This window comes from Streptomyces laculatispora (assembly GCF_017353455.1).
In the GTDB taxonomy this organism is placed as follows: domain Bacteria; phylum Actinomycetota; class Actinomycetes; order Streptomycetales; family Streptomycetaceae; genus Streptomyces; species Streptomyces laculatispora.
The window spans coordinates 1-24,866 of sequence record NZ_JAFMPZ010000082.1; the positions used below are offsets into that span (position 1 = coordinate 1).

Consider the following 24,866-nt stretch of genomic DNA (forward strand, 5'->3'; position numbering starts at 1 on the left):
AGGGCTACCAGGTGCACCTGGGCGGCGCGCTCGGCCTGGAGGCCGGATTCGGCCGCAAGGTCCGCGGCCTGAAGGTCACTTCGGACGAACTGCCCGACTACGTCGAGCGGGTGCTGGGGAACTTCCAGAAGGAGCGCGAGCCCGACGAGCGCTTCGCGACCTGGGCGGCACGGGCCAGCGCGGAGTCGCTGTCATGAGCGAGCGCGCCGCCCCGTTCCACTGCCCCTACTGCGGTGACGAGGACCTGCGCCCGCACGAGGCGGGGCACGGGGCCTGGGAATGCGCCTCCTGCAACCGAGCGTTCCAGCTGAAGTTCCTGGGCCTGCTGACCCGGGGACTGACGCGCAACGACGGTGAAGGGGACGGGATATGACGGACACCCTGAAGATCGAAGAGCTCACGTCGGAGGACCTCAGGGAGCTGGCCGAGCGGGCCGGCCGCGAGCTGGAGGACGCCTCCGCACCGGAGATCCTGCAGTGGGCCACCCGGACCTTCGGCCCGCGTTTCTGCGTCACCTCCTCGATGGAGGACGCGGTCGTCGCGCACCTCGCCTCCCGGGCCCTGCCCGGCGTGGACGTCGTCTTCCTCGACACCGGCTACCACTTCCCCGAGACGATCGGCACCCGCGACGCGGTGGAGGCGGTGATGGACGTCAACGTCATCACCCTGACCCCGCGGCAGACCGTGGCCGAGCAGGACGCGGAGCACGGGCCGAAGCTGCACGACCGCGACCCCGACCTCTGCTGCAAGCTGCGCAAGGTCAAGCCGCTGGAGGAGGGCCTGACCTCGTACACGGCCTGGGCGACCGGACTGCGCCGCGACGAGTCCCCCACCCGGGCGAACACACCGGTGGTCGGCTGGGACGAGAAGCGGCAGAAGGTGAAGGTCTCGCCGATCGCCCGCTGGACCCAGGACGACGTCGACGCGTACGTCGCGGAGCACGGTGTCCTCACCAACCCGCTGCTGATGGACGGATACGCCTCCGTGGGCTGCGCGCCCTGCACCCGACGGGTGCTGGAGGGCGAGGACGCACGCGCCGGCCGCTGGGCCGGGCGGGGCAAGACCGAGTGCGGGCTGCACGGCTGATGACGACTGATCAGGAGAATTCGATGAGCGTGACGGAGACGGGAGCCACCATCTGGCTGACCGGTCTGCCGAGCGCGGGCAAGACCACCATCGCGTACGAACTCGCCGGGCGGCTGCGCGGCGAGGGCCACCGGGTGGAGGTGCTGGACGGCGACGAGATCCGGGAGTTCCTCTCCGCGGGCCTCGGCTTCTCCCGCGAGGACCGGCACACCAACGTCCAGCGGATCGGCTTCGTCGCCGGACTGCTGGCGGCCAACGGCGTGAAGGTCCTGGTCCCGGTCATCGCGCCGTACGCGGACAGCCGGGACGCGGTCCGCAAGCGTCACCAGGCCGAGGGCACCGCTTATCTGGAGGTGCATGTCGCCACTCCGGTCGAGGTGTGCTCGGTGCGCGATGTGAAGGGGCTCTACGCCAAGCAGGCGGCGGGCGAGCTCAGCGGGCTGACCGGGGTGGACGACCCCTACGAGGCCCCCGAGTCGCCGGATCTGCGGATCGAGTCGCACCAGCAGACCGTGCAGGAGTCCGCGGCGGAGCTGTACGCGCTGCTGAGCGAGAGGGGTGCAGCGTGACGACCGTCGCGACTGTGTCGGAAGGCACCGACAATCCGTACGCACTCAGCCACCTGGACTCCCTGGAGTCCGAGGCGGTGCACATCTTCCGTGAGGTGGCGGGAGAGTTCGAGCGGCCGGTGATCCTGTTCTCCGGCGGCAAGGACTCGATCCTGATGCTGCACCTGGCGCTCAAGGCGTTCGCGCCCGCGCCGGTGCCGTTCACGCTGCTGCACGTGGACACCGGGCACAACTTCCCCGAGGTCCTGGAGTACCGGGACCGCACGGTCGCCGAGCACGGACTCCGTCTGCACGTCGCCTCCGTCCAGGAGTACATCGACGCGGGCAAGCTCCGCGAGCGCCCCGACGGCACCCGCAACCCGCTGCAGACCGTGCCCCTGACCGAGGCGATCCAGCAGCACCGCTTCGACGCGGTGTTCGGCGGCGGCCGCCGCGACGAGGAGAAGGCGCGCGCCAAGGAGCGGGTCTTCTCGCTGCGCGACGAGTTCTCCCAGTGGGACCCGCGCCGCCAGCGCCCCGAGCTGTGGCAGCTGTACAACGGCCGGCACGCCGCCGGTGAGCACGTCAGGGTGTTCCCGATCTCCAACTGGACCGAGCTCGACGTGTGGCAGTACATCGAGCGCGAGGGCATCGAGCTCCCGGAGATCTACTTCGCCCATGAGCGCGAGGTCTTCAACCGCTCCGGGATGTGGCTGACCGCGGGCGACTGGGGCGGTCCCAAGGAGCACGAGAAGACCGAGACCCGTCAGGTCCGCTACCGCACCGTCGGCGACATGTCCTGCACCGGCGCCGTCGACTCCGACGCCACCACGCTGGACGCCGTGATCACCGAGATCGCCGCCTCCCGGCTCACCGAGCGGGGCGCGACCCGTGCCGACGACAAGATGTCCGAGGCCGCGATGGAAGACCGCAAGCGCGAGGGGTACTTCTAAAATGACCACACCCATCCAGCTCGCCGAGAGTCTGTCGACCACCACCCTGCTGCGGTTCGCCACCGCGGGGTCCGTCGACGACGGCAAGTCCACCCTCGTGGGACGGCTTCTGCACGACTCCAAGTCGGTCCTCACCGACCAGCTGGAGGCGGTCCAGGACGCGTCCCGCAAGCGCGGCCAGGAGGCGCCGGACCTGGCGCTGCTGACCGACGGACTGCGGGCCGAGCGCGAGCAGGGCATCACCATCGATGTCGCCTACCGCTACTTCGCCACCCCCCGGCGCCGGTTCATCCTCGCCGACACCCCGGGCCATGTGCAGTACACCCGCAACATGGTGACGGGCGCCTCCACGGCCGAGCTGGCCGTGGTCCTGGTCGACGCCCGCAACGGGGTCGTCGAGCAGACCCGTCGGCACGCCGCCGTCGCCGCCCTGCTCCGCGTCCCGCACGTGGTGCTGGCCGTGAACAAGATGGACCTGGTCGACTACGCGGAGCCGGTGTTCGCCGCCATAGCCGAGGAGTTCACCGCCTACGCGGCCTCCCTCGGCGTACCGGAGATCACCGCGATCCCGATCTCCGCACTGGCCGGCGACAACGTCGTGGAGCCGTCCGCCCACATGGACTGGTACGGCGGCCCCACCGTTCTGGAGCACCTGGAGACGGTCCCGGTCAGCCATGACCTCACCGCCTGCCACGCCCGCTTCCCGGTCCAGTACGTGATCCGGCCGCAGACCGCCGAGCACCCCGACTACCGGGGCTACGCGGGCCAGATCGCCGCCGGTGTGTTCCGGGTCGGCGAGCCCGTCACCGTACTGCCCTCGGGCCGTACATCGACGATCGCCGGGATCGACCTGCTCGGCGACAGCGTGGACATCGCCTGGGCCCCGCAGTCGGTGACCGTCCGGCTCGCCGACGACGTCGACGTCTCGCGCGGCGACCTGATCGCACCGTCGGACGACGCTCCGGCGGTCACCCAGGACGTCGAGGCGACCGTCTGCCATGTCGCGGACCAGCCGCTCACCGTGGGCCAGCGGGTGCTGATCAAGCACACCACCCGCACGGTCAAGGCGATCGTCAAGGACATCCCGTCCCGCCTCACGCTGGACGACCTCTCGCAGCACCCGGCCCCGGGGCAGCTCGTCGCCAACGACATCGGCCGGGTCGTGGTGCGCACCGCCGAGCCGCTCGCGCTCGACGCGTACGCCGACTCGCGCCGCACCGGTTCCTTCCTGCTGATCGACCCGGCGGACGGCACCACGCTGTCGGCCGGCATGGCGGGCGTCTCGTTCGCCGCCGTGACGCAGGCACCGGCTCCGGCGGGCGACGACGCCGAGTGGGACTTCTGATGAGCACCGACATCTTCTCGACCTTCGCGAAGGAGGGCGGCCGCGTCGGCAGCGGCGCCCTCGGCAGCGGCCAGGGCGGGGTTGCGCGATGTGCGCGATGACGTACGCGCACTGCCTGCGCGCCCGGCAGCACCAACCGCACCGCCTGCAACGCCAGTTCAGACGAAGACCTGCCGACCTCCCGGCCGCGTCCCCGGACTTCCGAGGGACGTGAGCACCGGGCCTCCGAGAGGAAATCCTCCCGTGCCTGCCCCCCGTACCACCCTGCGCCGCAGCATCGCCGCTGCCGCCGCCCTGCCGCTGCTCGCCGTGGCGCTCACCGCCTGCGGTTACGGTTCCGAGGCGAAGGACGACGACGCCAAGAAGGCGAACGTCTCCGCCGGGGACAAGAAGCTCTCCGCGGACACCGTGAAGATCGGCTACTTCCCGAACCTCACGCACGCCACCGCCCTGGTCGGCATCCAGGAAGGCATCATCGCCAAGGAGCTCGGCGGAACCGAGGTCAAGCCCTCGACGTTCAACGCGGGCCCGTCCGAGATCGAGGCGCTCAACGCCGGTTCGATCGACATCGGCTTCATCGGCCCGTCGCCCTCCATCAACGGCTTCACGAAGTCCGGGGGCAAGAGTCTGCGCATCATCGGCGGTTCGGCCTCCGGCGGAGTGAAGCTGGTCGTGAACCCGAAGAAGATCAAGACCCTGGACGACCTCAAGGGCAAGAAGATCGCCACCCCGCAGCTCGGCAACACCCAGGACGTGGCCTTCCTCAACTGGATCTCCGAGAAGGGCTGGAAGGTCGACGCCCAGAGCGGCAAGGGCGACGTCTCCGTGGTCCGCACGGACAACAAGGTGACCCCGGACGCCTACAAGTCCGGCTCCATCGACGGCGCCTGGGTGCCCGAGCCGACCGCGTCCAAGCTGGTCGCGCAGGGCGCGAAGGTGCTCCTGGACGAGTCGACGCTGTGGCCGGACAACAAGTTCGTGATCACGAACATCATCGTGTCGCAGAAGTTCCTCACCGAGCACCGGGACGTCGTCGAGGCGGTGCTGCGCGGTTCGGTCAACACCAACGCGTGGATCAACGCCAACCCGGACAAGGCGAAGGCGTCCGCCAACACCGCGCTCAAGACGCTGTCCGGCAAGGAACTGCCGGCGGACGTCATCGACCCGGCGTGGAAGTCGATCCAGTTCACCGATGACCCGCTGGCCGCCACGCTCGACACCGAGGCGAAGCACGCGGTGAAGGCGGGCCTCCTGGACGGGGCGGACCTGACGGGCATCTACGACCTGGAGCCGCTGAACAAGATCCTCAAGGCCGCGGGCAAGCCCGAGGTCGCCGACGCCGGTCTCGGCGTCAAGTAACCACCCGACCGTTCCAGGATCTCCCAGGAGGTGACGACCATGGCCACGACCACTCTCACCAAGGCCGAGGACCGTACGGCGGTCGGGCACGCCGCCCGTATCGACCACGTCTCGAAGTCCTTCGGCGGACCGGATGGACAGCAGCTCGTCCTGGACGACATCACCCTCGATGTCGCTCCCGGTGAGTTCGTCACCCTCCTGGGAGCCTCCGGGTGCGGCAAATCGACGCTGCTCAATCTGGTGGCCGGGCTCGACCGTCCGACCGGGGGGTCCATCGAGACCCCCGGCGGCCGGCCGGCCCTGATGTTCCAGGAGCACGCCCTCTTCCCGTGGCTGACCGCGGGCAAGAACATCGAACTGGCGCTGCGGCTGCGCGGCGTGGCGAAGCCGGAGCGGCGCACCGAGGCGGAGCGGCTGCTCGAACTGGTCCGCCTGGGCGGGGCGTACGGCAAGCGGGTGCACGAGCTCTCGGGCGGGATGCGGCAGCGGGTGGCGATGGCCCGCGCGCTCGCCCAGGACAGCCAACTGCTCCTGATGGACGAGCCGTTCGCCGCACTCGACGCCATCACCCGGGATGTGCTGCACGACGAGCTGACCCGGATCTGGCGCGAGACGAACGTCTCGGTCCTGTTCGTCACGCACAACGTGCGGGAGGCGGTCCGGCTCGCCGAGCGGGTCGTCCTGCTCTCCTCGCGGCCGGGCCGGATCGCCCGGGAGTGGACGGTCGACATCGAGCAGCCGCGCCGCATCGAGGACACCGCCGTGGCGGAGCTCTCCGTCGAGATCACCGAACAACTGCGTGGGGAGATCCGCCGACATGGCCAGCACTGAGACCACCGCCAAGGGCAGCACCACCGGGGACGGCGCCCCGAAGGACGCCGCCCAGGACCTGGCCGGCCTCGAAGCGGGGCTCGACGCCCTCGACGCGGTGCGGGTGAGCCGGACCCCGGTGCGCCAGGTGCTGGTGCAGAAGGTGCTGCCTCCGGTGGTGGCCGTCGCGCTGGTGCTCCTCATCTGGCAGATCCTGATCTGGGCGAAGGTCACCGACGACTACAAACTGCCCTCACCGGCCCAGGTCTGGGACGAGGTGTCCAACGCCTGGGCCCAGGGCACCCTGCTCGGCTACATCTGGACCAGCGTCTCGCGCGGTCTGCTGGGCTTCCTCCTCGCGCTCGTCATCGGCACCCCGCTGGGGCTGCTGGTGTCGCGGGTGAAGGTGGTGCGCGCGGCGATCGGTCCGGTGCTCTCGGGTCTGCAGTCACTGCCGTCGGTGGCGTGGGTACCGCCCGCGGTCATCTGGCTGGGGCTGGACGACCGGATGATGTACGCGGTGATCCTGCTGGGCGCCGTCCCGTCGATCGCGAACGGTCTCGTCGCCGGTGTCGACCAGATCCCGCCGCTGCATCTGCGGGCCGGCCAGACGCTGGGCGCCACCGGGCTGCGCGGCACCTGGCACATCGTGCTCCCTGCCTCCCTGCCCGGCTATCTGGCGGGGCTGAAGCAGGGCTGGGCGTTCTCCTGGCGCTCGCTGATGGCCGCCGAGATCATCGCCTCGTCGCCCGATCTGGGCGTGGGCCTGGGACAGTTGCTGGAGCAGGGCCGTGAGACCAGCAGCATGTCGATGGTCTTCCTCGCCATCTTCCTGATCCTGATCGTCGGCATCGCCATCGATCTGCTCATCTTCAGTCCGCTGGAGCGGTGGGTGCTGCGCAGCCGCGGTCTCCTGGTCAAGAACTGAGAACGGTATGAACGCTCCGGTCCTCCTCGTCATCGCCCACGGCAGCCGCGATCCCCGGCACGCCGCGACCGTGCACGCGCTCACCGCGCGGGTACGGGCGCTGCGGCCGGGGCTGCGGGTGGAGACCGGGTTCCTGGACTTCAACGCGCCCTCGGTGCCGCGGGTCCTGGAGCGGCTGGCCGCGCAGCGCGCGGGTGAGGTGGTGGCGCTTCCGCTGCTGCTGACCCGGGCCTTCCACGCCAAGTCGGACATCCCGGCGGTACTGCGGGAGGCCCGTACCGGGCTGCCGCGGCTGCGGGTGCGGCAGGCCGAGGTGCTCGGCCCGTCGCCGCTGCTGAACTCCGCCCTGGAACGGCGGTTGCACGAGGCCGGGGTCCGCCCCGGCGACCGAAGCTCGACCGGGCTCGTCCTGGCCTCGGCGGGCTCCACAGACCCGGAGGCGATCGCAGTGATCGCTGAAATCGCGCGGGAGCTGCGGCACACCGGTTGGTGTTCCGTGCGGCCTGCGTTCGCCTCCGCTGTATCTTCCGGGGGCTATCCCCGCACCGAGGACGCGGTACGGGCCCTGCGCGCCGACGGTGTGCGCCGGGTGGCGGTCGCCCCGTACGTCATCGCCCCCGGCCGCCTCCCGGACCGCATCGCGGCGGGGGCGGCCGAGGCCGGTGCCGAGGTACTGGCCGGGGTGCTGGGCCCGTCGCCGGAGCTGGCGCGGCTGCTGCTCGACCGGTACGACGAGTCGCTGGTGGCGACCGCCCGGACGGCGCCGCTCAGCGCGTAGCCCCTGCTCAGCCGACGTCCAGACTGCCCGTGCGGGTGCGCTTGAGCTCGAAGAGGTCCTCGTGGCCGGCGAGCACCCGGAAGCTGTCGAACAGCCGCGCCGCCTCCTCACCGCGCGGCACCGCCCGCAGCACCGGGCCGAACCAGACGCTCCCGTCGACATGGATGGTCGGCGTACCCACGTATCCGTCCGCCTCCGGGTCCTTGCCCGCGTCATGGCTGCGCCGCAGCGCCGCGTCGTAGGTGTCCGTGTGCGCGGCGGCGGCCAGCGCGGCGGGCAGACCCAGCTCGTCGAGGGACTGGGCGATCACCTCGTCGAAGTCCTCGTTCTTCTGCTGGTGGATCCGGGTGCCGAAGGCCGTGTACAGGTCGCGCAGGACGGCGTCGCCGTGCTGCTCGGCCGCCGCGACGGCGACCCGCACCGGCCCGATCGACTTGTCGACCAGGGTGCGGTACCAGTCGGGGAGTTCGTTGCCGGTGTTGTGCAGGTGGAGGCTCATCACGTGGAAACGGAGCTCGATGTCGCGCTGCTGCTCCACCTCCAGCATCCAGCGCGAGGTGATCCAGGCGAACGGGCAGGCCGGGTCGAAGTAGAAGTCGACGGCGGGCCTGCCCGTGTCCGTGCTGCGGTGAGTGGTCATGCCCTGAGCGTAGCCAGCCGGTGGCGCAGTTGGGCGGGCCATTCACCGGCTGTCTGGCTGGGCCACTTTCAGGCGGCGGCCCACCGCGGATCGCGCCCGCTCAGGGCCACGGCCCGCTCGAAGCCGGACACCCGGTTCCCGACGGTGATCTCGGCGGCGAAGCCCTCGTACTGCCGGTAGAGCCCGGCGGTCTTCTCGACGACCTCCAGGACGTAGCCGGCCGCCTCGTCGGAGAGCCGGAACTGCTGGCCGGTGGCCCGTGCCACGTCCCAGCCGTGCAGCGCCGTCTCCATGATGAGCATCTCGGCGGTGTCCGCGGCCGGGGAGGCCGAGTCGCCCTGTCCGATGGTGCCCTCCCAGACGGCGGGGTCGGACCAGGCGGCGACGGCGCGGTCCAGCTGCGCCGCGTACCGCTCGGCCCAGTCGGCGTCCGCCGTGAAGTCGCGGGTGGTGAGTTCCCCGGGGATCTCCGTGCGCAGGGCGCGGTGCTCCATGCCGTGCGAGGTGTAGAGCACCCAGTGGTTGATGAGCCCGCGGACGTCCCAGCCTTCGCAGGGAGTCGCGGAGTTGTCGAGTTGGGCGGCGCTGACGGCGCGGGCCACTCGGGCCGCCTCGGCGGCGCATTCAGTCATACGGTCGTGCTCGGTCTTCATGCGGAACAGGCTAGGACCGGCGCCCGCCCAGGGTATTGAAGAAAAGCGACAGCGACGGTCAGACGGCCGCGTCGACCAGTGCGGTCAGCTCGGCGACGGACATCGAGCCGGGTTCGCGTCGTTCCCGGGCGCAGCTGTTCGCGATCCGCCGCAGCACGTCGTTGACCGGGGTGGGTACGCCGTGGAGCCGGCCGAGCAGCACGATCTCGCCGTTGAGGTAGTCGGCCTCGATCGTGCCGGTGCCCCGGCTGAGGCTCTGCCACGAGGAGCCGCCGCTGCGCGGGGAGCCGTCGAAGGGTTCGAAGCGGATCCGGTCGCCGCGCGCCTCGGCCTGTTCGGCCTGGCCCACCGCCTCGGCGCCGGCCGCCTTGAGCACGGCCTGCCCCTCGGCCAGCGCCCTCCTGAACAGGGCGGTGGCGTCGTCCCCGGTGAGCGGGCCGGTGGCCGCCTCGATGGCGTTGGCCAGGTTGGAGAGCAGCTTGCCGTACTTCCAGCGCATCACGTCCGCCACCACGGGGGCGAGCAGCTTCGCCTGCTCCAGGTCGGCGGAGATCCGCCGGGCGGTGTCGTCGGTCCCCGACGGGTAGCGGCCCAGGTGCAGGATGCCGGTGAGCGGGGTTCCGGCCGCGGACACCTCGCCGGGCCGCACGAAGGTCGCGGGCAGCCAGACGCACATGCCGTACACCCGGTCGAAGCGGCGCAGCGCGAGGCGTTCGCCTTCCACGCCGTTCTGCGCGCAGATCAGCGGCAGCCGTTCACCGGCCGTGCCGCCGCCCGCCACCGGCCGGGCGCTCCAGGCGTCGAGTGCGGCGATGCTGTCCTGCGTCTTGACGGCGAGTACGAGGACGTCGTCCGGGGCCAGCGGGAGCGCCTCGGGCCCGTCGACGACGGGGAGCTCGTGGGTGCGGGTGCCGTCGGGGGTGGCGAGCCGGAGTCCGCCGGTGCGCAGCGCCGCGTACTGGGCTCCGCGGGCCACGAGCACCACGCGGTGGCCCGCCTCGGCCAGCCGTCCGCCGATGGCGCCGCCGACGGCGCCCGCTCCCACGATGACGTAGCGCATCCCGCTCCTCCGCACGGCCACGGCTCGGGGCGGTGGCCCGCCGCAGTGGCGGCAAGGCACTCCCCCCGGCCGGAAGTTGCATCCACCATCCAGACTACTGTTTCCCTTATGTCTTCCGTGTCCCGATCCCCCGCCGACTCCTTCCTCCTCGGCGGCGAGCTGCCCGTGCGCCGTCTCGGCTACGGCACCGCCCAGCTGACCGGCCCGGGGTACTGGGGCCGCCGCGGCGAGCGGCAGGAGTCGCTGACCGTACTCAGGGCGGCGGTCGACCGGGGCGTGACCCTGATCGACACCGCCGACAACTACGGTCCGGGGGTGGCCGAGGAGCTGGTCGCCGAGGCGCTGCACCCGTACCGCGACGATCTGGTGATCGCGACCAAGGGCGGCGTCGTCCGGACCGGTGACAGCGCCTGGCACATCGCGGGGCGGCCCGAGCAGCTGCGGGCGATGTGCGAGGCCAGTCTGCGCCGGCTGCGGACCGACCGGATCGACCTCTACCAGCTGCACCGGCTTGATCCGCAGGTGCCGTTGGCCGAGCAGCTGGGCGCTCTGGACGCGCTGCGGCAGGAGGGTAAGATCCGGTACATCGGTCTGGACACCCTTACCGCCGACCAGCTGGAGCAGGCGCTCTCCCTGACCGGGATCGCCTCGGTGCAGAACCGGTTCAATCTCCTCGACCGTTCGTCGGACGCGGTACTGAGGGTGTGCGAGGCCCATGGCCTGGCCTTCCTGCCCTGGTTCCCGCTGGCGAACGGCGCCCTGACCGGCGAAGGCGCCGCGGCGCTCGCCGGGGTCGCGGAACGCCACGGTGCCACCCGCGGGCAGATCGCCCTCGCCTGGCTGCTGCACCACTCCCCCGCGCTGTGCCCGACTCCGGGCACCGGTTCGCCCCTCCATCTCGCGGAGAACCTCCGGGCCGGGGAGATCCGGCTGTCGACCGATGACATGAGCCTCCTGGAGGCGCTCGCATCCGCATGAAGGAGTACCGCACGTGACCACCACCGCCCCCCTCGTCCCGCCTTCGCCGACGGCCCCGGTCCCGGTGATCAGGGCCGACGGCGTCACGCTCGTACGGGACGGCAGGGTCCTGCTCGACTCGGTCTCGCTGACCGTGCGCGGCGGGGAGCACTGGGCGCTGCTCGGCGCCAACGGTGCGGGCAAGAGCACCCTGCTGGGGCTGCTCGGTGCGATCAGACATCCCACCCGGGGCACGGTGGAGGTGCTGGGCCGCACCGTCGGGCGGGTCGATCTGCGGGAGCTGCGGACGCTGCTGGGGCATGTCGATCCGCGCCATCCGCTGCGTTCGCCGCTGTCGGTGAACGACGTGGTGCTGACGGGGCTGACCAACTCGGTCGAGCCGGTGCCGCGCTGGTCGGCGAGCCCGGAGCAGCGGGAGCGGGCGGACCGGCTGCTGAAGATGCTGGGCATGGGCGGCAAGGAGGGGGCGCGCTGGCCCGCGCTGTCGCAGGGCGAGCGGGGCCGTACGCTCATCGCCCGCGCACTGATGCCGCAGCCCCGGCTGCTGCTGCTCGACGAGCCGGCCACCGGGCTGGACCTGGCTGCCCGCGAGCAGCTGCTGGACAGTCTGGACGCCCTGCGCGAGGAGCACCCGGAGCTGGCGACGGTGCTGGTGACCCACCATCTGGAGGAGCTGCCCGCCTCCACCACCCATGCGATGCTGCTGCGCGGCGGACGATGTGTGGCCTCAGGGCCGGCGGACGAGGTGCTGACCACGGATCAGGTCAGCGACTGCTTCGGTCATCCGGTACGGATCTCCCGCACGGACGGGCGGTGGACGGCGCGGGCCCGCCCGGCCGCCGGCCGCTGACCCGGCCGCTCAGCCGTCGGCCGCCGGTGCGGTGACGAAGGGGGTGGCCTGGTGGTAATAGAGCAGCCACCCCGTCTCGGTGAGCCGCCACAGTGAACTGCGGTGGGCGCACTCGCCCTTGGCCTCGGTGTCGAAGGTGACGTGGACGAGTTCGTCGGCGAGCTGGACCCCGCGCATCCGTGAGGCGGTGAGCTGTCCGGGGCCCGCGGCGGCGCCCGTGACCAGCGAGGTGATGACCATGTCGCGGTCCCGGTGGCGGCCGGTCGTGTCGACCTCGCGGAAGTCGGGGTGCAGGACCTGGACGAGGAGTTCGGCGGAGGCCTGCACCAGCGGGTCGAGGAGGCGGAGTTCGCCCTCGACCGCCGCGGCCACGCCGGGCGACGGCTCGCTCACGCGCCACCTCCGGTCATCTCCACGAGCCGGGTGACGGTGTTCCAGTTGCGTGAGGTGGCGACGAGGCCCTTGCCGACCGCGAGCCGGGACAGGGCGGCGGCGAGCCTGGAGCCACCGAGGGCGTCCGGGACGTAGAGGTAGAGGGCACGGTCGCCGAGCCGGAACTCCTCGGGGAGATAGGCGGCGGCTTCCAGCGAGGCGAAGTGGGCGGCGTCGACCGGCTGGTCGAAGTAGGTGACGTGCAATTGCCTGCCCTGGACCTCGGCAGCCGGGAACGGGCAGGCGCCGGCCACGGCGGCGAGGTAGGCGGCATCCCTGACCAGGCACTCCACCGCGAAGCCGAACTGCTCCTCGATGGCCCGCTCCAGCTCCGCGGTGAGCGCGTCCTCGTCGCCGGATTCGCTGCTGAAGACCGCGTTGCCGCTCTGCAGGTAGGTACGGACATCGCCGTGTCCCAGTCCGGTGAGCAGCGCGCGGAGTTCGGCCATCGGCACCTTGCGGTGGCCGCTCACGTTGATCCCGCGCAGCAGGGCCGCGTACATCGTCATGGGCACACCATAGGACGATCAGCTCGAGCCGTGCGGCCGCCGCGCCCCGTGGGGGAGGGCGCGGTGGCCGCCGGTCAGGGGTGGTGCTGTTACTCAACGACCTTCAGCAGCTTGTTCGCCGTACCTTCGGTGGCGTTGCTGATGGCGTCCGGGGTGGCTCCGTCGGTCAGTGCCGTGGAGACCTCCGCCGGGGTGGCGTCCGGGTGTCCCGCCAGGTAGACGGCGGCGGCACCGACGACGTGCGGGGTCGCCATGGACGTACCGGAGATGGTGTTGGAGCCGGTGTCGCTGTCGTTCCAGGACGACGTGATGTCCGAGCCCGGGGCGTAGATGTCCACGACCGAGCCATAGTTGGAGAACGACGACTGCTCGTCGTCCACCGTGGACGAGGCGACCGTGATGGCCTCGGGGACGCGGGACGGGGAGCCCTCGCTCGCGTCGCCCGACTCGTTCCCGGCGGCCACCGCGAAGGTGACACCGGAGGCGATGGCCTTCTGGACCGCCGCGTCGAGCGCCTCGTCCACACCGCCACCGAGGCTCATGTTGGCGACGGAGGGGCCCTGGTGGTGCTCGGTGACCCAGTCGATGCCGGCGACGACCTGCTCGGTGGTGCCCGAGCCGGAGTCGTCGAGGACCCGGACGGCGACGATCTTCGCCTTCTTGGCGACGCCGTACGTCGCACCGGCGATGGTGCCGGCCACGTGGGTGCCGTGGCCGTTGCCGTCATCCGCGCTGTCGTCGTTGTCCACGGCGTCGAAGCCCGAGCTGGCCCGGCCCCCGAACTCCTCGTGCGTGGTGCGGACACCGGTGTCGATGACGTACGCGGTCACGCCCTCGCCCGCGCTGTCCGGGTAGGTGTACGCGTTGTCGCCGGCGGTCTCGGCCTGGTCGATGCGGTCCAGACCCCAGGAGGGCGGGTTGTCCTGGGTGGCGCTGATGTGGAACTTCTTGTTCTGGACGACCTTGGAGACCGACGGGTCGGCCGCCAGCCGCTTGGCCTCGGTCCGCGAAAGACCGCTGGCCGAGAAGCCGTTGATGGCGGAGCTGTAGTTGCGCTTGAGCTTGCCGCCGTACTCCTTGGCGAGCTTTGCCTTGTCGGCCTTGTGGTCGAGCATCACTATGTAGCTGCCGGATACGGCGGTTGCCGCGTCGGCACCGTAGACCTTGCCCATCGCGGGGGCGGGTGCCGCCCCGGCGAAGGGGCTGCCCAGCAGGGTGATTCCTGCTGCGGCGGCGACCGCGGTGATCGCGGCGGTGAGCTTGACCCGGTGGGTGCGCTTGTGAAGTGCCATGAAGAGGGGGTCTCCTCGTCATTCTTTGTGGGGGGATTGGCCCTCGGCCGGAAGATCTCCGGGGGTTGGCTCGAAACCCTGACCGATTGACGCGCCCAGATCAAGACCCACCCTGTGCCTGTGGCCACCTGAGCAAGGTTTCGTCACAAGAAGTCGACCAGCCGCACCCAAGTCCGTCACACGCACTGCCCGTTACCGACGGGCACACCACCGGTCACGCTCCCGGACACAGCACTGCGCCCCGTTCGTGACGATGCATCACGAACGGGGCGGAGCAGGGCGGGGTTCAGCGTCGGACGATCCGCACTCCGGTCACGCCCATCAGCCCGGCGAGGGGGACACCGGAGGACGCCTGCGCGGGATCCACCGTCAGACCCCCGCCGCGCACCATGTCGAGCAGCATCTCGGCGAGCGGCATCACCATGTGCCGCCCCCAGCAGCGCTCGGACACATGGCCGAAGGGCAGATAGCCGGGCTGATCGTCCGGGTCGAGGCCGTCCCAGCGCTCGGGCCGGAACACATCAGGGTCCTCCCAGAGCGCGGGGTCCCGGTGGCTCAGCAGGGGCAGGAGCAGGATGTCGTCGCCGGCGCCGATCCGGGGGTCGAGCGCGGCGTACTCCGGGGACGCCCTTCGCAGGATGTTCCAGGAGGGCGGCAGCAACCGCATCGACTCGTGCAGGATGTTCCGGTTCGAGGTCTCCTCGTCGAACGGCGATCCGAGCCAGAGCGCGTTGGCGACGAGTGTCGAGACGGTGAAGCAGACCGGGGCCGCAGCTCTGCGGTACAGGCCCATGGCGTGGCGGCGGTCGCCGTAGCCCTTGGCCTCGGCGGTCAGGCCCGCGATGGCGGAGACGGGGGCGCCCGGCCGGAGCCGCCCCGGCAGGGCCGCCCCGACGACGATGACCGACCAGGTGAGTTTGGGCGTCAGCTCCAGGGCGCGGTCCATGAGGATGCGAAGCCGGTAGGGATCGGCGCCGAGGATCAGGTCACGCAGGTATACGTGACCCACGCGCGGCCACTCACCGCGGAGGTCGGCGTTCTCGGGAACGGGCTTCTTCAGAGCCGTCCGCACGTCGCGGCCGATGGCCTGCATGACGGTGGCGGCCTCGGCGCGCGGAATGGACCGCCCGTGGAGGGGCTTGAACGTGGGGCGCTCGTCCTCGGTGGCCGGCCTGGCGGCGAGGATGCGGTCGGTCAGCCCGGCCCCGGCGACGCCGACGGTGCCGGGGTCGAGCCGGAAGGCCTCCTCGCCCCGGTGGTCTCGCAGGAGCGCCTGGAGTCTCGGCGCGAAGACGACGTCCCGGGCACGGCTGCCGGTACCGGATATCTGCATCGTGTTCTCCAAGAAGCGGGAGGCGTCCGTGCCCGGCGGGCCGTGAGGCCACGCCGGGCACGGACTCCGACCGAGAGACCGCGCCCCTCGGTCAACTGGACTCGTATGCCGGGTTTAGTACCAGAGGTACCAGGCGTACGCCTTCAGGCTCTTCTCCGGCGTCATCTTTTCCTTCAGCTGAAAAAGGAACTTCATAACAGCACCTCCACCTTTTGCTCTGAATTTACTTTCCGGGACATGGCTTGGCCGTGTTGCGATACAGGCTTCCCATCTCAACAGGAAATCCGCACCACCGCTGACCGCCGAAAGGAGTACAGCTCAGAGCAATTGAAGTTGTCAATGATCTTCTCGCCGAAAAAAGCGGCCACGCGTTCCGTTTCAGTCGAAACCAAACGAGCCAAATAAAAACGGAGAATTTCCATGCGGTACCCGCATCCGCAGGTCCCGGCAAGAGCGTGAAGAGGCGGATTCATGCCGATGATTGTCTGAATCACCACTGTTCAGGATGTTTGCCGTGGCTCCGGGCGCTGCCCCGCGACCGGATCGCCGGCGCCTCGACGCGGGAAAGATACGTACCGGTCGGTAATAGGTTGAGGTTCTCGTGCGAAGTCATCGCTGATAGCGGGCCAGCACCCGGTTCCCGTCCTGGACCAGACGCTTTCTCAGTTCCGCCGCGTCGATCGCACCGCTGTAGTACTCCTGGAATGCGGGGGTGGCGACCTTGTCCTTCCACTCCGGATAGCCGCGCACGGACTGGGCGGGAGCGGAACGCAGTGCGCCCGCGAGAGCGGCGCCGGTGGCCCAGCCCCGGTCGGCGGTGTGCAGCGAGGGGTCCGCCAGGGCCGCCCTGCCGGTCGGCAGCATCCAGTCCCCCTTGGCGAGGCGCACCGTGTTCGCCGGCCGCAGCAGGAAGTCGATGAACTCCACGGCCTCCTTCTTGTGCGGGCTGTCCTGGGCGACCGACAGGGTCTGCGGGCTCACCCCCTGGGCCAGGCCCGCGCTGCCGGCCGGGGCGGGCAGCACCGTCCACTCGAAGCCCTTCGGGGCCTGCTCGGCCACCTGCTGGCGGAAGGAGAACCCCAGCGGCACCATGGCGTACTTGCCGCCGAAGAGACCCGGAAGTGTGTCGCCGCCCCCCATGCCGAGCGCCGTGCGGGCGGCGCTGTGGTCGGTGCCGACCTGGTCGCGGATGGTCCGGGGGACGACGAGATCGCCCTCGTCCATGGCGAGCGTGACCTTTCCGTCCGCGCCACGGTGAAACAGTTCGCCACCGGCCGAGAGGCCGAGGTTGAGGGTGGCGGAGACCGGTTCCCTGAGCGGCCAGGCCACTCCGTAACGGCCCTTGCCCGTCAGCTCCTTGGTGATCCGCCGGAACTCCGTCCAGCTCCAGGGCCTCGCCGGGGTCGGGATGCGGACCCCCGAGGCCCTGAGGATCCTGGTGTTGGCGATCAGGACGCGGGGCTCCTGGAGGAAGGGCACCCCGTAGACACCGCCGTCGAAGGTGCTGGTGCGCCAGCTCTGCTGCGGGATGTCGGCGGTGAGCCGGTCCGGCAGCAGGGTGCGCAGATCGGCGAGGTAGCCGCCGTAGGCGAAGTCCGCGAGGTCGTCGGACGCGTCATGGATGACATCCGGTGCCTCGTCCCCCTCGAACGAGGTGAGGAGCTGGTCGTGGACGCTGTCCCAGCTGCCCTGGACGTACTGGACCCGGACATCGGGATGGCTCGCGTTCCATTCCTTCACCAACTGCTTGTTGGCGTCGACGGACTCCTTCTGCCAGGCCAGCGACTGGAAGCGGATCGTGATCCTCCCGTCCGCCCGGCCGCCGCCCCCGCCGCACCCGGTGAGCAGCAGGGCCAGTGCGGTGGCCGCCGCGGCTGCCGTACGCAGCACCGCGCGCATCAGCTCTTCACCGCCCCGGCCAGCATGCCGCCCGTGATCCGCCGCTGGATGACCGCGAAGAGGACGAGCGAGGGAAGGGTGGCGAGGAACGCGGCGGCGGCGAGCGGCCCCAGGTCGCTCGCACCCTCCGCGCCGAGGAAGTGGGTCAGTACGACCGGCAAGGTCTGCTTCTCCGGTGTCTTGAGCAGGACGAGCGCGAAGAAGAACTCGTTCCATGCGGTGATGAAGGCGAAGAGTGCGGTGGCGACGATCCCGGGGGCCAGCAGCGGGGCGGTGACCGAGACGAGCGTCCGCAGCCGGCTCGCGCCGTCGACCGCCGCCGCCTCCTCCAGTTCGGGCGGGACGGCCCGTACGTATCCGACCAGCATCCACAGCGCGAACGGCAGCGACCAGACGACGTACACCATGATCAGCCCCCACAGCGTGTTGATCAGATGCAGATACTTGAGGACCAGGAAGAGCGGAATGATCAGCAGGACGAACGGGAACGCCTGGCTGACCACCACCCAGCCGGTGGCGGCGGTGGAGAGCCGCGAACGGTGGCGGGCCGTCACGTAGGCCATCGGGGTGGCGATGACGACGGCGATGATCCCGGCCGAGACTGCGGCGATCAGCGAGTTGGCGGCGGCCCGGAGCAGCGGCTGTTCGTCGAAGGCGGCCCGGAAGTTGTCGAGCGTCGGGTGCTGGGGGATCCAGGTGGGGTGCAGGGAGCCCAGCTCGGGTGCCGGCTTGAAGGCGGTGGAGATCAGCCACACGAACGGGAACGCCAGGAAGACCAGGTAGCACAGGAGCGCGACGTACTGTCCGGCGCGCGCGGTTGTGCGGGTACGCGGACTCATCGGTCCTCACCTCCGCCGAGCCGTCCCACGAGGTACACGGCGAGGATCACGGAGATCACCGCGACCATCACACACCCCATCGCCGCGGCATAGCCGAACTGCCCGTACCGGAAAGCCTCTTCGTACGCGAAGAGCATCGGCAGCCGGGTACGGCCGCCCGGCCCCCCGTTGGTCAGCACGTAGACCAGGGCGAAGGAGTTGAAGTTCCAGATGAAGTTGAGGGCGGTGATGGACAGGGCGACCGGCCTGAGCGCCGGCCAGGTGACGGTGCGGAATCGGCGCCAGGCGCCCGCGCCGTCCAGGGCGGCCGCCTCGTGGAGTTCGTACGGGGTGTTCTGCAGGCCGGCCAGCAGGGCGACCGTGGTCTGCGGCATACCGGCCCAGACCCCGACGAGGATCACCGCCGGCAGCGCGGTGGCCAGGCCGGTCAGCCAGTCGCGGCCGTCACCGAGTCCCAGATCACGGATGGTCTCGTTGAGGATTCCGGCGTCCGGGTTGTAGACGAGCCGCCACATGATGCCGACGACCACCTCCGGCATCGCCCACGGGATGATCGCCAGCGCCCTCGCCAGCCACCGCATTCGCAGGTTCTGGCTGAGCAGCAGCGCCAGGCCGAGTGCCAGCACGAACTGCGGGACGGTGACGCCGACCGCCCACACGAGGCCGATCCTGAACGACTCCCAGAACAGTCCGTCGTGGAGCAGGTCCTGGAAGTTCAGCACCCCGGTCCACTGGGTGGATCTCGTCCGGCCCGACTGGGCGTCGGTGAAGGACAGCGCGATGCCGTAGAGCAGTGGGCCGACGCTGAGGACCAGGATCGGAATGAGGGCGGGAAGCACCAGGAACCAGGTACCGGCGCTCCGGTTGATCCGCGCGGACCCCTTGCCGGGCGGGCCGCCGCCCGGCGGTTCGTGCCGCTCGGACGGGACCGTTGCGCTCGCCAATGTCATGGATGCGACCCCCTTGCGTCATTCGACCGGCTTGATACCGTTCTGGCCGCTCAGGTGGCCTCCGTCATCGTGCTGAGGGCCCGCCGGTTCGTCAAGACAGCCTGCACGGATGCGAAAATCGGATCCATGAACGACATGCGAGCGCGCGAGGTACTGACCGCTGCCGGACACCCCGGCGACGCGGAGCTGCTCGCGCTGGGCGAGAACGCGGTGTTCGCCGTGGGCGACCTGGTGGTCAAGATCGGCCGGGACGCCGTGCGCAGTCCGGAGCTGCGGGTCCGGGCCGAGCGCGAGGTGGCCGTCGCGCAGTGGCTCGCCGCGTCCGGTGTCCCCGCGGTACGGGCCGCCGAGCCCTCGGCACGGCTGGTCGAGGACCACCCGGTGACACTGTGGCACCGGCTGCCCGACGCGGTGCGGCCCGCGGAGCCGCGGGATCTGGCGCCGCTGCTCACCGCCGTGCACGCACTGCCGGCCCCGGAGGGCCTCGTCCTCCCCCGCCGGGAGCTGCTGGGCGGCGTCGAGCGCTGGCTGGGTCTTGCGGGCGACTCGATCGACCCGGCCGACGCGGCGTATCTGCGCGAGCGCCGCGACGGCTTCGCGACGGCCGCCGCCGCGCTGGTGCCGCATCTGCCCCCGGGCCCGATCCACGGCGACGCGCTCCCGCGCAATGTCCATGTCGGTCCGGACGGGCCGGTCCTGGTGGACCTGGAGACCTTCTCGACGGATCTGCGCGAGCACGATCTGGTGGTGCTGGCCCTGTCCCGGGACCGGTACGCGCTGGCGGCCGACGCCTATGACGCGTTCACCTCGGCGTACGGGTGGGACGTCCGGGAGTGGGACGGCTGCGCGGTGCTGCGCGGGGCACGGGAGACCGCGAGCTGTGCGTGGGTCGCGCAGCACGCGCCGGCCAACCCGAAGGCGCTCGCGGAGTTCCGCAGGCGCGTGGCGTCGCTGCGCGACGGTGACGCGGCGGTGCGGTGGTACCCGTTCTGAGGGGGCCCGCACCGGGCGGCACGGGCGTGGTCAGCCCGACACCCGCACCGGCTCCCGGACCGGCCAGCGGCCGTCGATCACCGCGTCCGCCTCGCCCTTGCGGCGGAGGAACTGCTGGAAGTCGGCGGCCCACTCCGCGTACCAGGTGATCTGGCGCCGGTGGAGCTCCGCCCCCGTCAGCGCGGCCACCGAGGCGTGCCGCCCGGCTATCGCGTACGCCACCCGGACCGCGGCCAGGGCGTCCGCCGTCGCGTCGTGCGCTCCGCCGTGGACCACTCCGTACTCGACGCAGACCGCCTCCAGATTCCGCTTGCCCTTGCGGTAGCGGTCGACGGCCCGGTCGATCGTGTACGGGTCGACGACTGGACCGATCCCCGCGCCGCCCAGCCGGTCGCTCAGCGACGGAAGCCCGTGGCGGTGCAACTCCGCCGTCAGCAGCGTCAGGTCGAAGGCCGCGTTGTACGCGACCACCGGCACGCCCCGGCGCCAGTAGCCGGTCAGGGTGTCGGCGATCTCGTCGGCCACCTCGCTCGCCGGCCGGCCCTCCGCCGCAGCCCGCTCGCTGCTGATGCCGTGGATCGCCGAGGCCTGGGCGGGGATCCGGATCCCCGGATCGGCCAGCCAGGCGTGCCGGCTCACCGGTTCGCCGTCGCTGCCGTCGACGGCGACGACCGCGGCCGTCACGATCCTGGCCTCCAGTGGTTCCGTACCCGTCGTCTCCAGGTCGAAGCCGACCAGCGCATACCGGTGCCAGCTCATCCCGTACCTCCTTCGTGGTGCTTCCCCCAGGTGACGACCACCCTCGCACGGGCCACTGACAGCGCCCTCCCGGGGACGGCCCCTCAGGAGACCGGCCGGGAGTCCGTCCACACGGACTCGAACTCCTCGCGGTACGTCTCGAAGAGTCCGTGCTCGCTGTCCTGCCCGGCCCGGACCACCGCCCGCCCGCCGCCCCGGAGCACCAGCACGGGCGCCTCCATGCCGCGGGCCCGGCGCAGATAGGTCTGGACGACCCCCACCGCGTCGGCCCCGTCGCCGTCCACCAGGTAGGCGGTGAAGCGCGGTGTCTCGTCGAAGACATGGATCTCGAAGGCGCCCGGATCGCGGAGCTTGGAGCGAACCCGGCGCATGTGGAGGATGTTCATCTCCACCGTCCGGCTCAGCTCGCCCTTCTTGAGCCCCAGCTCCCGCTCCCGGCGCTTGACCGCGCTGCTGGCCGGGTTGATGAACAGCAGGCGGACCCGGCAGCCCGACTCGGCGAGCCGGATCAGCCGGCGGCCGGAGAAGTTCTGCACCAGCAGATTGAGCCCTATGCCGATCGCGTCCAGCCGGCGCGCTCCCCCGAAGAGGTCCTCGGCGGGCAGCTGGCGCTGGAGCCGCACCCGGTCGGAGTGGACGGAGACCACATCCGCGTACCGGTCGCCCACCAGCTCCTCGACGGCGTCGACGGGGAGCCGGTCGGCGGACGGGACCGCGGCGCCGCTGCCGAGGATCTCCAGCAGCCGCGCGGAGGCGCGCTCGGCCTGGGCGAGCACCGCCTCGTTGAGCGCGCGGTTGCGGGAGACCACGTTGCGGGCGACCTCCAGCTCGTCGAGGGCCAGCTCCACATCGCGGCGGTCGTCGAAGTAGGCCTCGAAGCAGGGCCAGTGCTGAACCATCAGCTCACGCAGTTGAGGCAGCGTGAGGAAGCTCAGGACGTTGTCGTCGGCCGGGTCGAGCAGATAGCCCTTGCGGCGGGAGACCTCGCGCACGGCGACGGCGCGCTGCACCCACTCCTGCCCGGCGGGTCCCGCAGCGGCCACCACCCAGTCCTCGCCGTGGACCGGTTCGTAGATGGGCCGGAGCACCGCGGAGACCACGGCGCGCAGCCGCTGCTCCACGAGATTCAGCCAGATGTAGGCGCGCCCGGCCCGCTGAGCGCGGGTGCGCACCTCGCTCCAGGCGTCCGCTCCCCAGTCCAGCTCCGCACCGATCTCCAGGGGCCGGGCGAGCGAGACCGCCCCGGGCGGCACATCGGTGGCGTCCCCCTCGTGACCAGCGTCACCTGGGGGCAGCTCGAAACCTCCCGAGCTCACCCGCACACCGCCTTCCACTCCCCCACCAACGATCAAGGAAGGGTACTCCGCGAGCGGGAGCCGGTGCAGCCGGATGCGCAGGCTGCTTTCTCAACTCCCCTACCGATCAAGCCCGTTCCCTGGGACGAGATCTGCCGTAGTGAGCGGATTCATAGTGATTAAACACCCCACCGCAAGCCGCATACCGGACAGCGGGCCGGGTGGGTCCGCCGGATTCCGGTCCCGGGCGACACGGAGGGGCCCGATGTTGACCGGACCGGGCGACGTCCTAGGTAAGGGCCGCTCTTTCGGGGAAGATCTGCCCCAGGGAGCCCGCATTCCCCAGGCAACCGCATCAGAGTGGAAGAGTCGAATCTATGCAGGTCTGGCCGGGACAGGCGTACCCCCTCGGTGCCACGTACGACGGCGCCGGGACCAACTTCGCGGTCTTCTCGGAGGCCGCCCACCGAATCGAGCTGTGCCTCCTGCACGACGACGGCTCCGAGACGGCGGTGGAGCTGCGGGAGACCGACGCCTTCGTCCGCCACGCCTATCTGCCCGGGGTGATGCCCGGTCAGCGGTACGGGTTCCGGGTCCACGGGCCGTACGAGCCGCAGCGCGGCGCCCGCTGCAACTCCGCGAAGCTGCTCCTCGACCCGTACGCACGGGCGGTCGCCGGACAGATCCAGTGGGGCGAGGCGGTGTACGGCTATCCGTTCGGCCGGCCCGACGCGCGCAACGACCTCGACTCGGCGCCGCACACCATGACATCCGTCGTGGTCAATCCGTACTTCGACTGGGGCGACGACCGGCGGCCCCGTACGGACTACCACCGCACGGTGATCTACGAGGCCCATGTGAAGGGCCTGACGATGCTTCACCCGGGGCTGCCGAAGGAACTGCGCGGCACCTACGCGGGGCTGGCCCATCCGGAGGTCATCGCGCATCTGACGGAGCTCGGGGTCACGGCGATCGAATTAATGCCGGTGCACCAGTTCGTCCAGGACCACCGGCTGGCGGACGCGGGGCTCGCCAACTACTGGGGCTACAACACCATCGGATTCTTCGCCCCGCACAACGCCTACGCCTCCTGGGGCGACCGGGGCGAGCAGGTGCTCGAGTTCAAGCAGGCCGTACGGGCGCTGCACCAGGCGGGCATCGAGGTGATCCTCGACGTGGTCTACAACCACACGGCGGAGGGCAACCACCTGGGTCCGACGCTCTCCTTCCGGGGCCTGGACAACGCCTCGTACTACCGGCTCGCCGACGACCAGCGCTACTACACGGACACCACGGGGACCGGGAACTCGCTGCTGATGCGCTCCCCGCACGTGCTCCAGCTGATCATGGACTCGCTGCGGTACTGGGTGACCGAGATGCACGTGGACGGGTTCCGCTTCGATCTGGCGGCCACTCTGGCCCGTCAGTTCCACGAGGTGGACCGGCTGTCGTCGTTCTTCGACCTGGTGCAGCAGGACCCGGTGGTCAGCCAGGTGAAGCTGATCGCGGAACCGTGGGACGTGGGCGAGGGCGGTTACCAGGTGGGGAACTTCCCACCGTTGTGGACCGAGTGGAACGGGAAGTACCGGGACACGGTAAGGGACCTGTGGCGCGGTGAGCCCCGGACCCTGGCGGAGTTCGCCGGGCGCCTGACCGGCTCCTCCGACCTGTACCAGGACGACGGCCGGCGGCCGCTCGCCTCGATCAACTTCACCACCTGCCACGACGGATTCACCCTGCACGACCTGGTCTCGTACAACGACAAGCACAACGACGCCAACGGCGAGGGCAACCGGGACGGCGAGAGCCACAACCGGTCCTGGAACTGCGGCGTGGAGGGCGACACGGACAAGCCCGAGGTGCTGGAGCTGCGCGAGCGGCAGATGCGGAACTTCATCGCCACCCTCATGCTGTCGCAGGGTGTGCCGATGCTGAGTCACGGCGACGAGTTCGGCCGCACCCAGCTGGGCAACAACAACGGGTACTGCCAGGACAGCGAGCTGTCCTGGGTGCACTGGCCCGACCCGGCCGAGGCCGCGGCGGACGACGGCGAGGAGGCGGAGCCGCAGAGCGGCGACGGGCTCGGCAGCAGCCTGCTGGAGTTCACCCGGGCCATGGTGTGGCTGCGCCGGGACCATCCGGTCTTCCGGCGCCGCCGGTTCTTCCACGGACGACCGGTGGAGGGCACGCACGACGAGCTCTCGGACATCGCCTGGTTCACGCCGAAGGGCGAGGAGATGACCCAGCGGGACTGGCAGGCGGCGCACGCCAAGGCCCTGACGGTCTTTCTGAACGGGCACGCCATCTCGGAGCCCGGCCCGCGCGGCGAACGGATCTCCGACGACTCCTTCCTGCTGATGTTCAACGCGAGCGCCGAGACACTGGAGTTCGCCGTCCCGGTGAACCATGGGCGGCAGTGGCATGTGGTCGTCGACACGGCGCGCCCGGCCGGAGTGCTGACCGGTGCGGGGCCGAAGGTGGCGGCGGGCGATCGGGTGACGCTGGTGGGGCGGAGCATGGCGGTGCTCCAGCGGCCGGCGTAGCGGGCCGGGAGCGGTGGGCGGCACCGCCGGTCGG

Annotated in this window: 26 protein-coding genes and 1 pseudogene; 14 read left to right on the plus strand and 13 right to left on the minus strand. The window is 70.8% G+C overall.

Going from position 1 to position 24,866, the window contains the following annotated elements; translation table 11 throughout:
• The 10 genes and pseudogenes from J1C73_RS04335 to J1C73_RS04380 all read left to right on the plus strand — a co-directional run.
• Positions 1–197 (plus strand): annotated as a pseudogene (locus J1C73_RS04335) (nitrite/sulfite reductase); the annotation flags it as partial.
• Positions 194–373: an IS1 family transposase gene (locus J1C73_RS04340; RefSeq protein ID WP_207315153.1), complete on the plus strand. Its 180-nt coding sequence runs from the start codon at positions 194–196 to the stop codon at positions 371–373. The pseudogene J1C73_RS04335 and the gene J1C73_RS04340, both read left to right, overlap by 4 nt.
• Positions 370–1,086 (plus strand): phosphoadenylyl-sulfate reductase, encoded by a 717-nt coding sequence (locus J1C73_RS04345; protein WP_207315154.1) that lies wholly within the window; start codon positions 370–372, stop codon positions 1,084–1,086. Before J1C73_RS04340 ends, J1C73_RS04345 begins: the two co-directional genes overlap by 4 nt.
• Positions 1,086–1,655, plus strand: a complete 570-nt coding sequence (gene cysC / locus J1C73_RS04350) for an adenylyl-sulfate kinase (RefSeq protein WP_207315155.1) — start codon at positions 1,086–1,088, stop codon at positions 1,653–1,655. The genes J1C73_RS04345 and cysC overlap by 1 nt, the downstream gene beginning before the upstream one ends.
• On the plus strand, positions 1,652–2,587 hold the full coding sequence (gene cysD, locus J1C73_RS04355; RefSeq protein WP_207315156.1) for a sulfate adenylyltransferase subunit CysD: 936 nt from the start codon (positions 1,652–1,654) through the stop codon (positions 2,585–2,587). Before cysC ends, cysD begins: the two co-directional genes overlap by 4 nt.
• Position 2,588: 1 nt before the next feature.
• Positions 2,589–3,932 carry a sulfate adenylyltransferase subunit 1 gene (locus J1C73_RS04360; RefSeq protein WP_207315157.1) on the plus strand — a complete coding sequence of 448 codons (1,344 nt, stop codon included), beginning with the start codon at positions 2,589–2,591 and terminating at the stop codon, positions 3,930–3,932.
• Positions 3,933–4,175: 243 nt separating this feature from the next.
• The gene (locus J1C73_RS04365; RefSeq protein ID WP_207315158.1) at positions 4,176–5,291 is read left to right on the plus strand and encodes an ABC transporter substrate-binding protein; all 1,116 of its coding nucleotides are present in this window, start codon (positions 4,176–4,178) and stop codon (positions 5,289–5,291) included.
• A gap of 39 nt (positions 5,292–5,330) precedes the next feature.
• Positions 5,331–6,122 (plus strand): ABC transporter ATP-binding protein, encoded by a 792-nt coding sequence (locus J1C73_RS04370; protein ID WP_123463388.1) that lies wholly within the window; start codon positions 5,331–5,333, stop codon positions 6,120–6,122.
• Positions 6,109–7,029: an ABC transporter permease gene (locus J1C73_RS04375; protein ID WP_207315159.1), complete on the plus strand. Its 921-nt coding sequence runs from the start codon at positions 6,109–6,111 to the stop codon at positions 7,027–7,029. Before J1C73_RS04370 ends, J1C73_RS04375 begins: the two co-directional genes overlap by 14 nt.
• 7 nt (positions 7,030–7,036) lie before the next feature.
• A complete protein-coding gene (locus J1C73_RS04380) occupies positions 7,037–7,807 on the plus strand; it encodes a sirohydrochlorin chelatase (RefSeq protein ID WP_207315160.1) in 771 nt (256 codons plus the stop codon).
• A 7-nt stretch (positions 7,808–7,814) separates the two neighbouring features.
• On the opposite strand, the gene J1C73_RS04385 is transcribed toward J1C73_RS04380, so the two are convergent.
• The 3 genes from J1C73_RS04385 to J1C73_RS04395 all read right to left on the minus strand — a co-directional run bounded on the left by J1C73_RS04385 (position 7,815) and on the right by J1C73_RS04395 (position 10,160).
• A complete protein-coding gene (locus J1C73_RS04385) occupies positions 7,815–8,447 on the minus strand; it encodes a mycothiol-dependent nitroreductase Rv2466c family protein (RefSeq protein ID WP_207315161.1) in 633 nt (210 codons plus the stop codon).
• Positions 8,448–8,515: 68 nt separating this feature from the next.
• Entirely contained in the window at positions 8,516–9,100 is a 585-nt protein-coding gene (locus tag J1C73_RS04390) for a TIGR03086 family metal-binding protein (RefSeq protein WP_207315162.1), read from the minus strand.
• Between the two features lie 58 nt (positions 9,101–9,158).
• Positions 9,159–10,160, minus strand: a complete 1,002-nt coding sequence (locus tag J1C73_RS04395; protein WP_207315163.1) for a ketopantoate reductase family protein — start codon at positions 10,158–10,160, stop codon at positions 9,159–9,161.
• A gap of 108 nt (positions 10,161–10,268) precedes the next feature.
• Between J1C73_RS04395 and J1C73_RS04400 the strand changes: the two genes are divergently transcribed.
• Together J1C73_RS04400 and J1C73_RS04405 are read left to right on the plus strand one after the other, a co-directional pair.
• Entirely contained in the window at positions 10,269–11,138 is an 870-nt protein-coding gene (locus tag J1C73_RS04400) for an aldo/keto reductase (protein ID WP_207315164.1), read from the plus strand.
• A gap of 13 nt (positions 11,139–11,151) precedes the next feature.
• Positions 11,152–11,988, plus strand: coding sequence for an ABC transporter ATP-binding protein (locus J1C73_RS04405; RefSeq protein ID WP_207315165.1), 837 nt, complete (start codon positions 11,152–11,154; stop codon positions 11,986–11,988).
• Between the two features lie 9 nt (positions 11,989–11,997).
• Here the strand turns inward: J1C73_RS04405 and J1C73_RS04410 are convergent, their stop codons facing one another.
• The 8 genes from J1C73_RS04410 to J1C73_RS04440 all read right to left on the minus strand — a co-directional run bounded on the left by J1C73_RS04410 (position 11,998) and on the right by J1C73_RS04440 (position 19,242).
• Complete coding sequence (locus J1C73_RS04410) at positions 11,998–12,381, minus strand: nuclear transport factor 2 family protein (RefSeq protein WP_207315166.1); 384 nt, start codon at positions 12,379–12,381, stop codon at positions 11,998–12,000.
• Positions 12,378–12,929, minus strand: a complete 552-nt coding sequence (locus J1C73_RS04415; RefSeq protein ID WP_242643708.1) for a DUF1697 domain-containing protein — start codon at positions 12,927–12,929, stop codon at positions 12,378–12,380. Before J1C73_RS04415 ends, J1C73_RS04410 begins: the two co-directional genes overlap by 4 nt.
• A gap of 89 nt (positions 12,930–13,018) precedes the next feature.
• The gene (locus J1C73_RS04420; RefSeq protein ID WP_207315167.1) at positions 13,019–14,221 is read right to left on the minus strand and encodes a S8 family peptidase; all 1,203 of its coding nucleotides are present in this window, start codon (positions 14,219–14,221) and stop codon (positions 13,019–13,021) included.
• 286 nt (positions 14,222–14,507) lie between these two features.
• Positions 14,508–15,554 (minus strand): cytochrome P450, encoded by a 1,047-nt coding sequence (locus J1C73_RS04425; RefSeq protein WP_207315168.1) that lies wholly within the window; start codon positions 15,552–15,554, stop codon positions 14,508–14,510.
• Between the two features lie 114 nt (positions 15,555–15,668).
• Positions 15,669–15,749, minus strand: coding sequence for a tryptorubin family RiPP precursor (locus J1C73_RS35875; protein ID WP_353962138.1), 81 nt, complete (start codon positions 15,747–15,749; stop codon positions 15,669–15,671).
• A gap of 414 nt (positions 15,750–16,163) precedes the next feature.
• The gene (locus tag J1C73_RS04430) at positions 16,164–17,453 is read right to left on the minus strand and encodes an ABC transporter substrate-binding protein (protein ID WP_207315169.1); all 1,290 of its coding nucleotides are present in this window, start codon (positions 17,451–17,453) and stop codon (positions 16,164–16,166) included.
• The gene (locus J1C73_RS04435; protein ID WP_207315170.1) at positions 17,453–18,292 is read right to left on the minus strand and encodes a carbohydrate ABC transporter permease; all 840 of its coding nucleotides are present in this window, start codon (positions 18,290–18,292) and stop codon (positions 17,453–17,455) included. Before J1C73_RS04435 ends, J1C73_RS04430 begins: the two co-directional genes overlap by 1 nt.
• Positions 18,289–19,242, minus strand: coding sequence for a carbohydrate ABC transporter permease (locus J1C73_RS04440; protein WP_242643709.1), 954 nt, complete (start codon positions 19,240–19,242; stop codon positions 18,289–18,291). Before J1C73_RS04440 ends, J1C73_RS04435 begins: the two co-directional genes overlap by 4 nt.
• Positions 19,243–19,368: 126 nt before the next feature.
• Here J1C73_RS04440 and J1C73_RS04445 point away from each other — a divergent pair, with 126 nt between their 5' ends.
• Positions 19,369–20,235: a phosphotransferase enzyme family protein gene (locus tag J1C73_RS04445; protein ID WP_207315171.1), complete on the plus strand. Its 867-nt coding sequence runs from the start codon at positions 19,369–19,371 to the stop codon at positions 20,233–20,235.
• Between the two features lie 30 nt (positions 20,236–20,265).
• Here J1C73_RS04445 and J1C73_RS04450 read toward each other — a convergent pair whose 3' ends face one another.
• Positions 20,266–20,994, minus strand: coding sequence for a 3'-5' exonuclease (locus J1C73_RS04450; RefSeq protein WP_207315172.1), 729 nt, complete (start codon positions 20,992–20,994; stop codon positions 20,266–20,268).
• Positions 20,995–21,077: 83 nt separating this feature from the next.
• Entirely contained in the window at positions 21,078–22,310 is a 1,233-nt protein-coding gene (locus tag J1C73_RS04455) for a DUF5919 domain-containing protein (protein WP_207315173.1), read from the minus strand.
• Positions 22,311–22,666: 356 nt separating this feature from the next.
• Between J1C73_RS04455 and glgX the strand changes: the two genes are divergently transcribed.
• Complete coding sequence (gene glgX, locus J1C73_RS04460) at positions 22,667–24,832, plus strand: glycogen debranching protein GlgX (RefSeq protein WP_207315174.1); 2,166 nt, start codon at positions 22,667–22,669, stop codon at positions 24,830–24,832.
• The last annotated feature ends 34 nt before the right edge of the window (positions 24,833–24,866 follow it).

Excerpts from the sequence above, each read along its gene's own strand:
- J1C73_RS04340 (WP_207315153.1), top strand. The coding sequence starts at position 194 with ATGAGCGAGCGCGCCGCCCCGTTCCACTGCCCCTACTGCGGTGACGAG.
- J1C73_RS04345 (WP_207315154.1), top strand. The coding sequence starts at position 370 with ATGACGGACACCCTGAAGATCGAAGAGCTCACGTCGGAGGACCTCAGG.
- cysC (WP_207315155.1), top strand. The coding sequence starts at position 1,086 with ATGACGACTGATCAGGAGAATTCGATGAGCGTGACGGAGACGGGAGCC.
- J1C73_RS04360 (WP_207315157.1), top strand. The coding sequence starts at position 2,589 with ATGACCACACCCATCCAGCTCGCCGAGAGTCTGTCGACCACCACCCTG.
- J1C73_RS04370 (WP_123463388.1), top strand. The coding sequence starts at position 5,331 with ATGGCCACGACCACTCTCACCAAGGCCGAGGACCGTACGGCGGTCGGG.
- J1C73_RS04375 (WP_207315159.1), top strand. The coding sequence starts at position 6,109 with ATGGCCAGCACTGAGACCACCGCCAAGGGCAGCACCACCGGGGACGGC.
- J1C73_RS04380 (WP_207315160.1), top strand. The coding sequence starts at position 7,037 with ATGAACGCTCCGGTCCTCCTCGTCATCGCCCACGGCAGCCGCGATCCC.
- J1C73_RS04385 (WP_207315161.1), bottom strand. The coding sequence starts at position 8,447 with ATGACCACTCACCGCAGCACGGACACGGGCAGGCCCGCCGTCGACTTC.
- J1C73_RS04390 (WP_207315162.1), bottom strand. The coding sequence starts at position 9,100 with ATGAAGACCGAGCACGACCGTATGACTGAATGCGCCGCCGAGGCGGCC.
- J1C73_RS04395 (WP_207315163.1), bottom strand. The coding sequence starts at position 10,160 with ATGCGCTACGTCATCGTGGGAGCGGGCGCCGTCGGCGGCGCCATCGGC.
- J1C73_RS04400 (WP_207315164.1), top strand. The coding sequence starts at position 10,269 with ATGTCTTCCGTGTCCCGATCCCCCGCCGACTCCTTCCTCCTCGGCGGC.
- J1C73_RS04415 (WP_242643708.1), bottom strand. The coding sequence starts at position 12,929 with ATGACGATGTACGCGGCCCTGCTGCGCGGGATCAACGTGAGCGGCCAC.
- J1C73_RS04420 (WP_207315167.1), bottom strand. The coding sequence starts at position 14,221 with ATGGCACTTCACAAGCGCACCCACCGGGTCAAGCTCACCGCCGCGATC.
- J1C73_RS04425 (WP_207315168.1), bottom strand. The coding sequence starts at position 15,554 with ATGCAGATATCCGGTACCGGCAGCCGTGCCCGGGACGTCGTCTTCGCG.
- J1C73_RS35875 (WP_353962138.1), bottom strand. The coding sequence starts at position 15,749 with ATGAAGTTCCTTTTTCAGCTGAAGGAAAAGATGACGCCGGAGAAGAGC.
- J1C73_RS04430 (WP_207315169.1), bottom strand. The coding sequence starts at position 17,453 with ATGCGCGCGGTGCTGCGTACGGCAGCCGCGGCGGCCACCGCACTGGCC.
- J1C73_RS04435 (WP_207315170.1), bottom strand. The coding sequence starts at position 18,292 with ATGAGTCCGCGTACCCGCACAACCGCGCGCGCCGGACAGTACGTCGCG.
- J1C73_RS04440 (WP_242643709.1), bottom strand. The coding sequence starts at position 19,242 with ATGACATTGGCGAGCGCAACGGTCCCGTCCGAGCGGCACGAACCGCCG.
- J1C73_RS04445 (WP_207315171.1), top strand. The coding sequence starts at position 19,369 with ATGAACGACATGCGAGCGCGCGAGGTACTGACCGCTGCCGGACACCCC.
- J1C73_RS04450 (WP_207315172.1), bottom strand. The coding sequence starts at position 20,994 with ATGAGCTGGCACCGGTATGCGCTGGTCGGCTTCGACCTGGAGACGACG.
- glgX (WP_207315174.1), top strand. The coding sequence starts at position 22,667 with ATGCAGGTCTGGCCGGGACAGGCGTACCCCCTCGGTGCCACGTACGAC.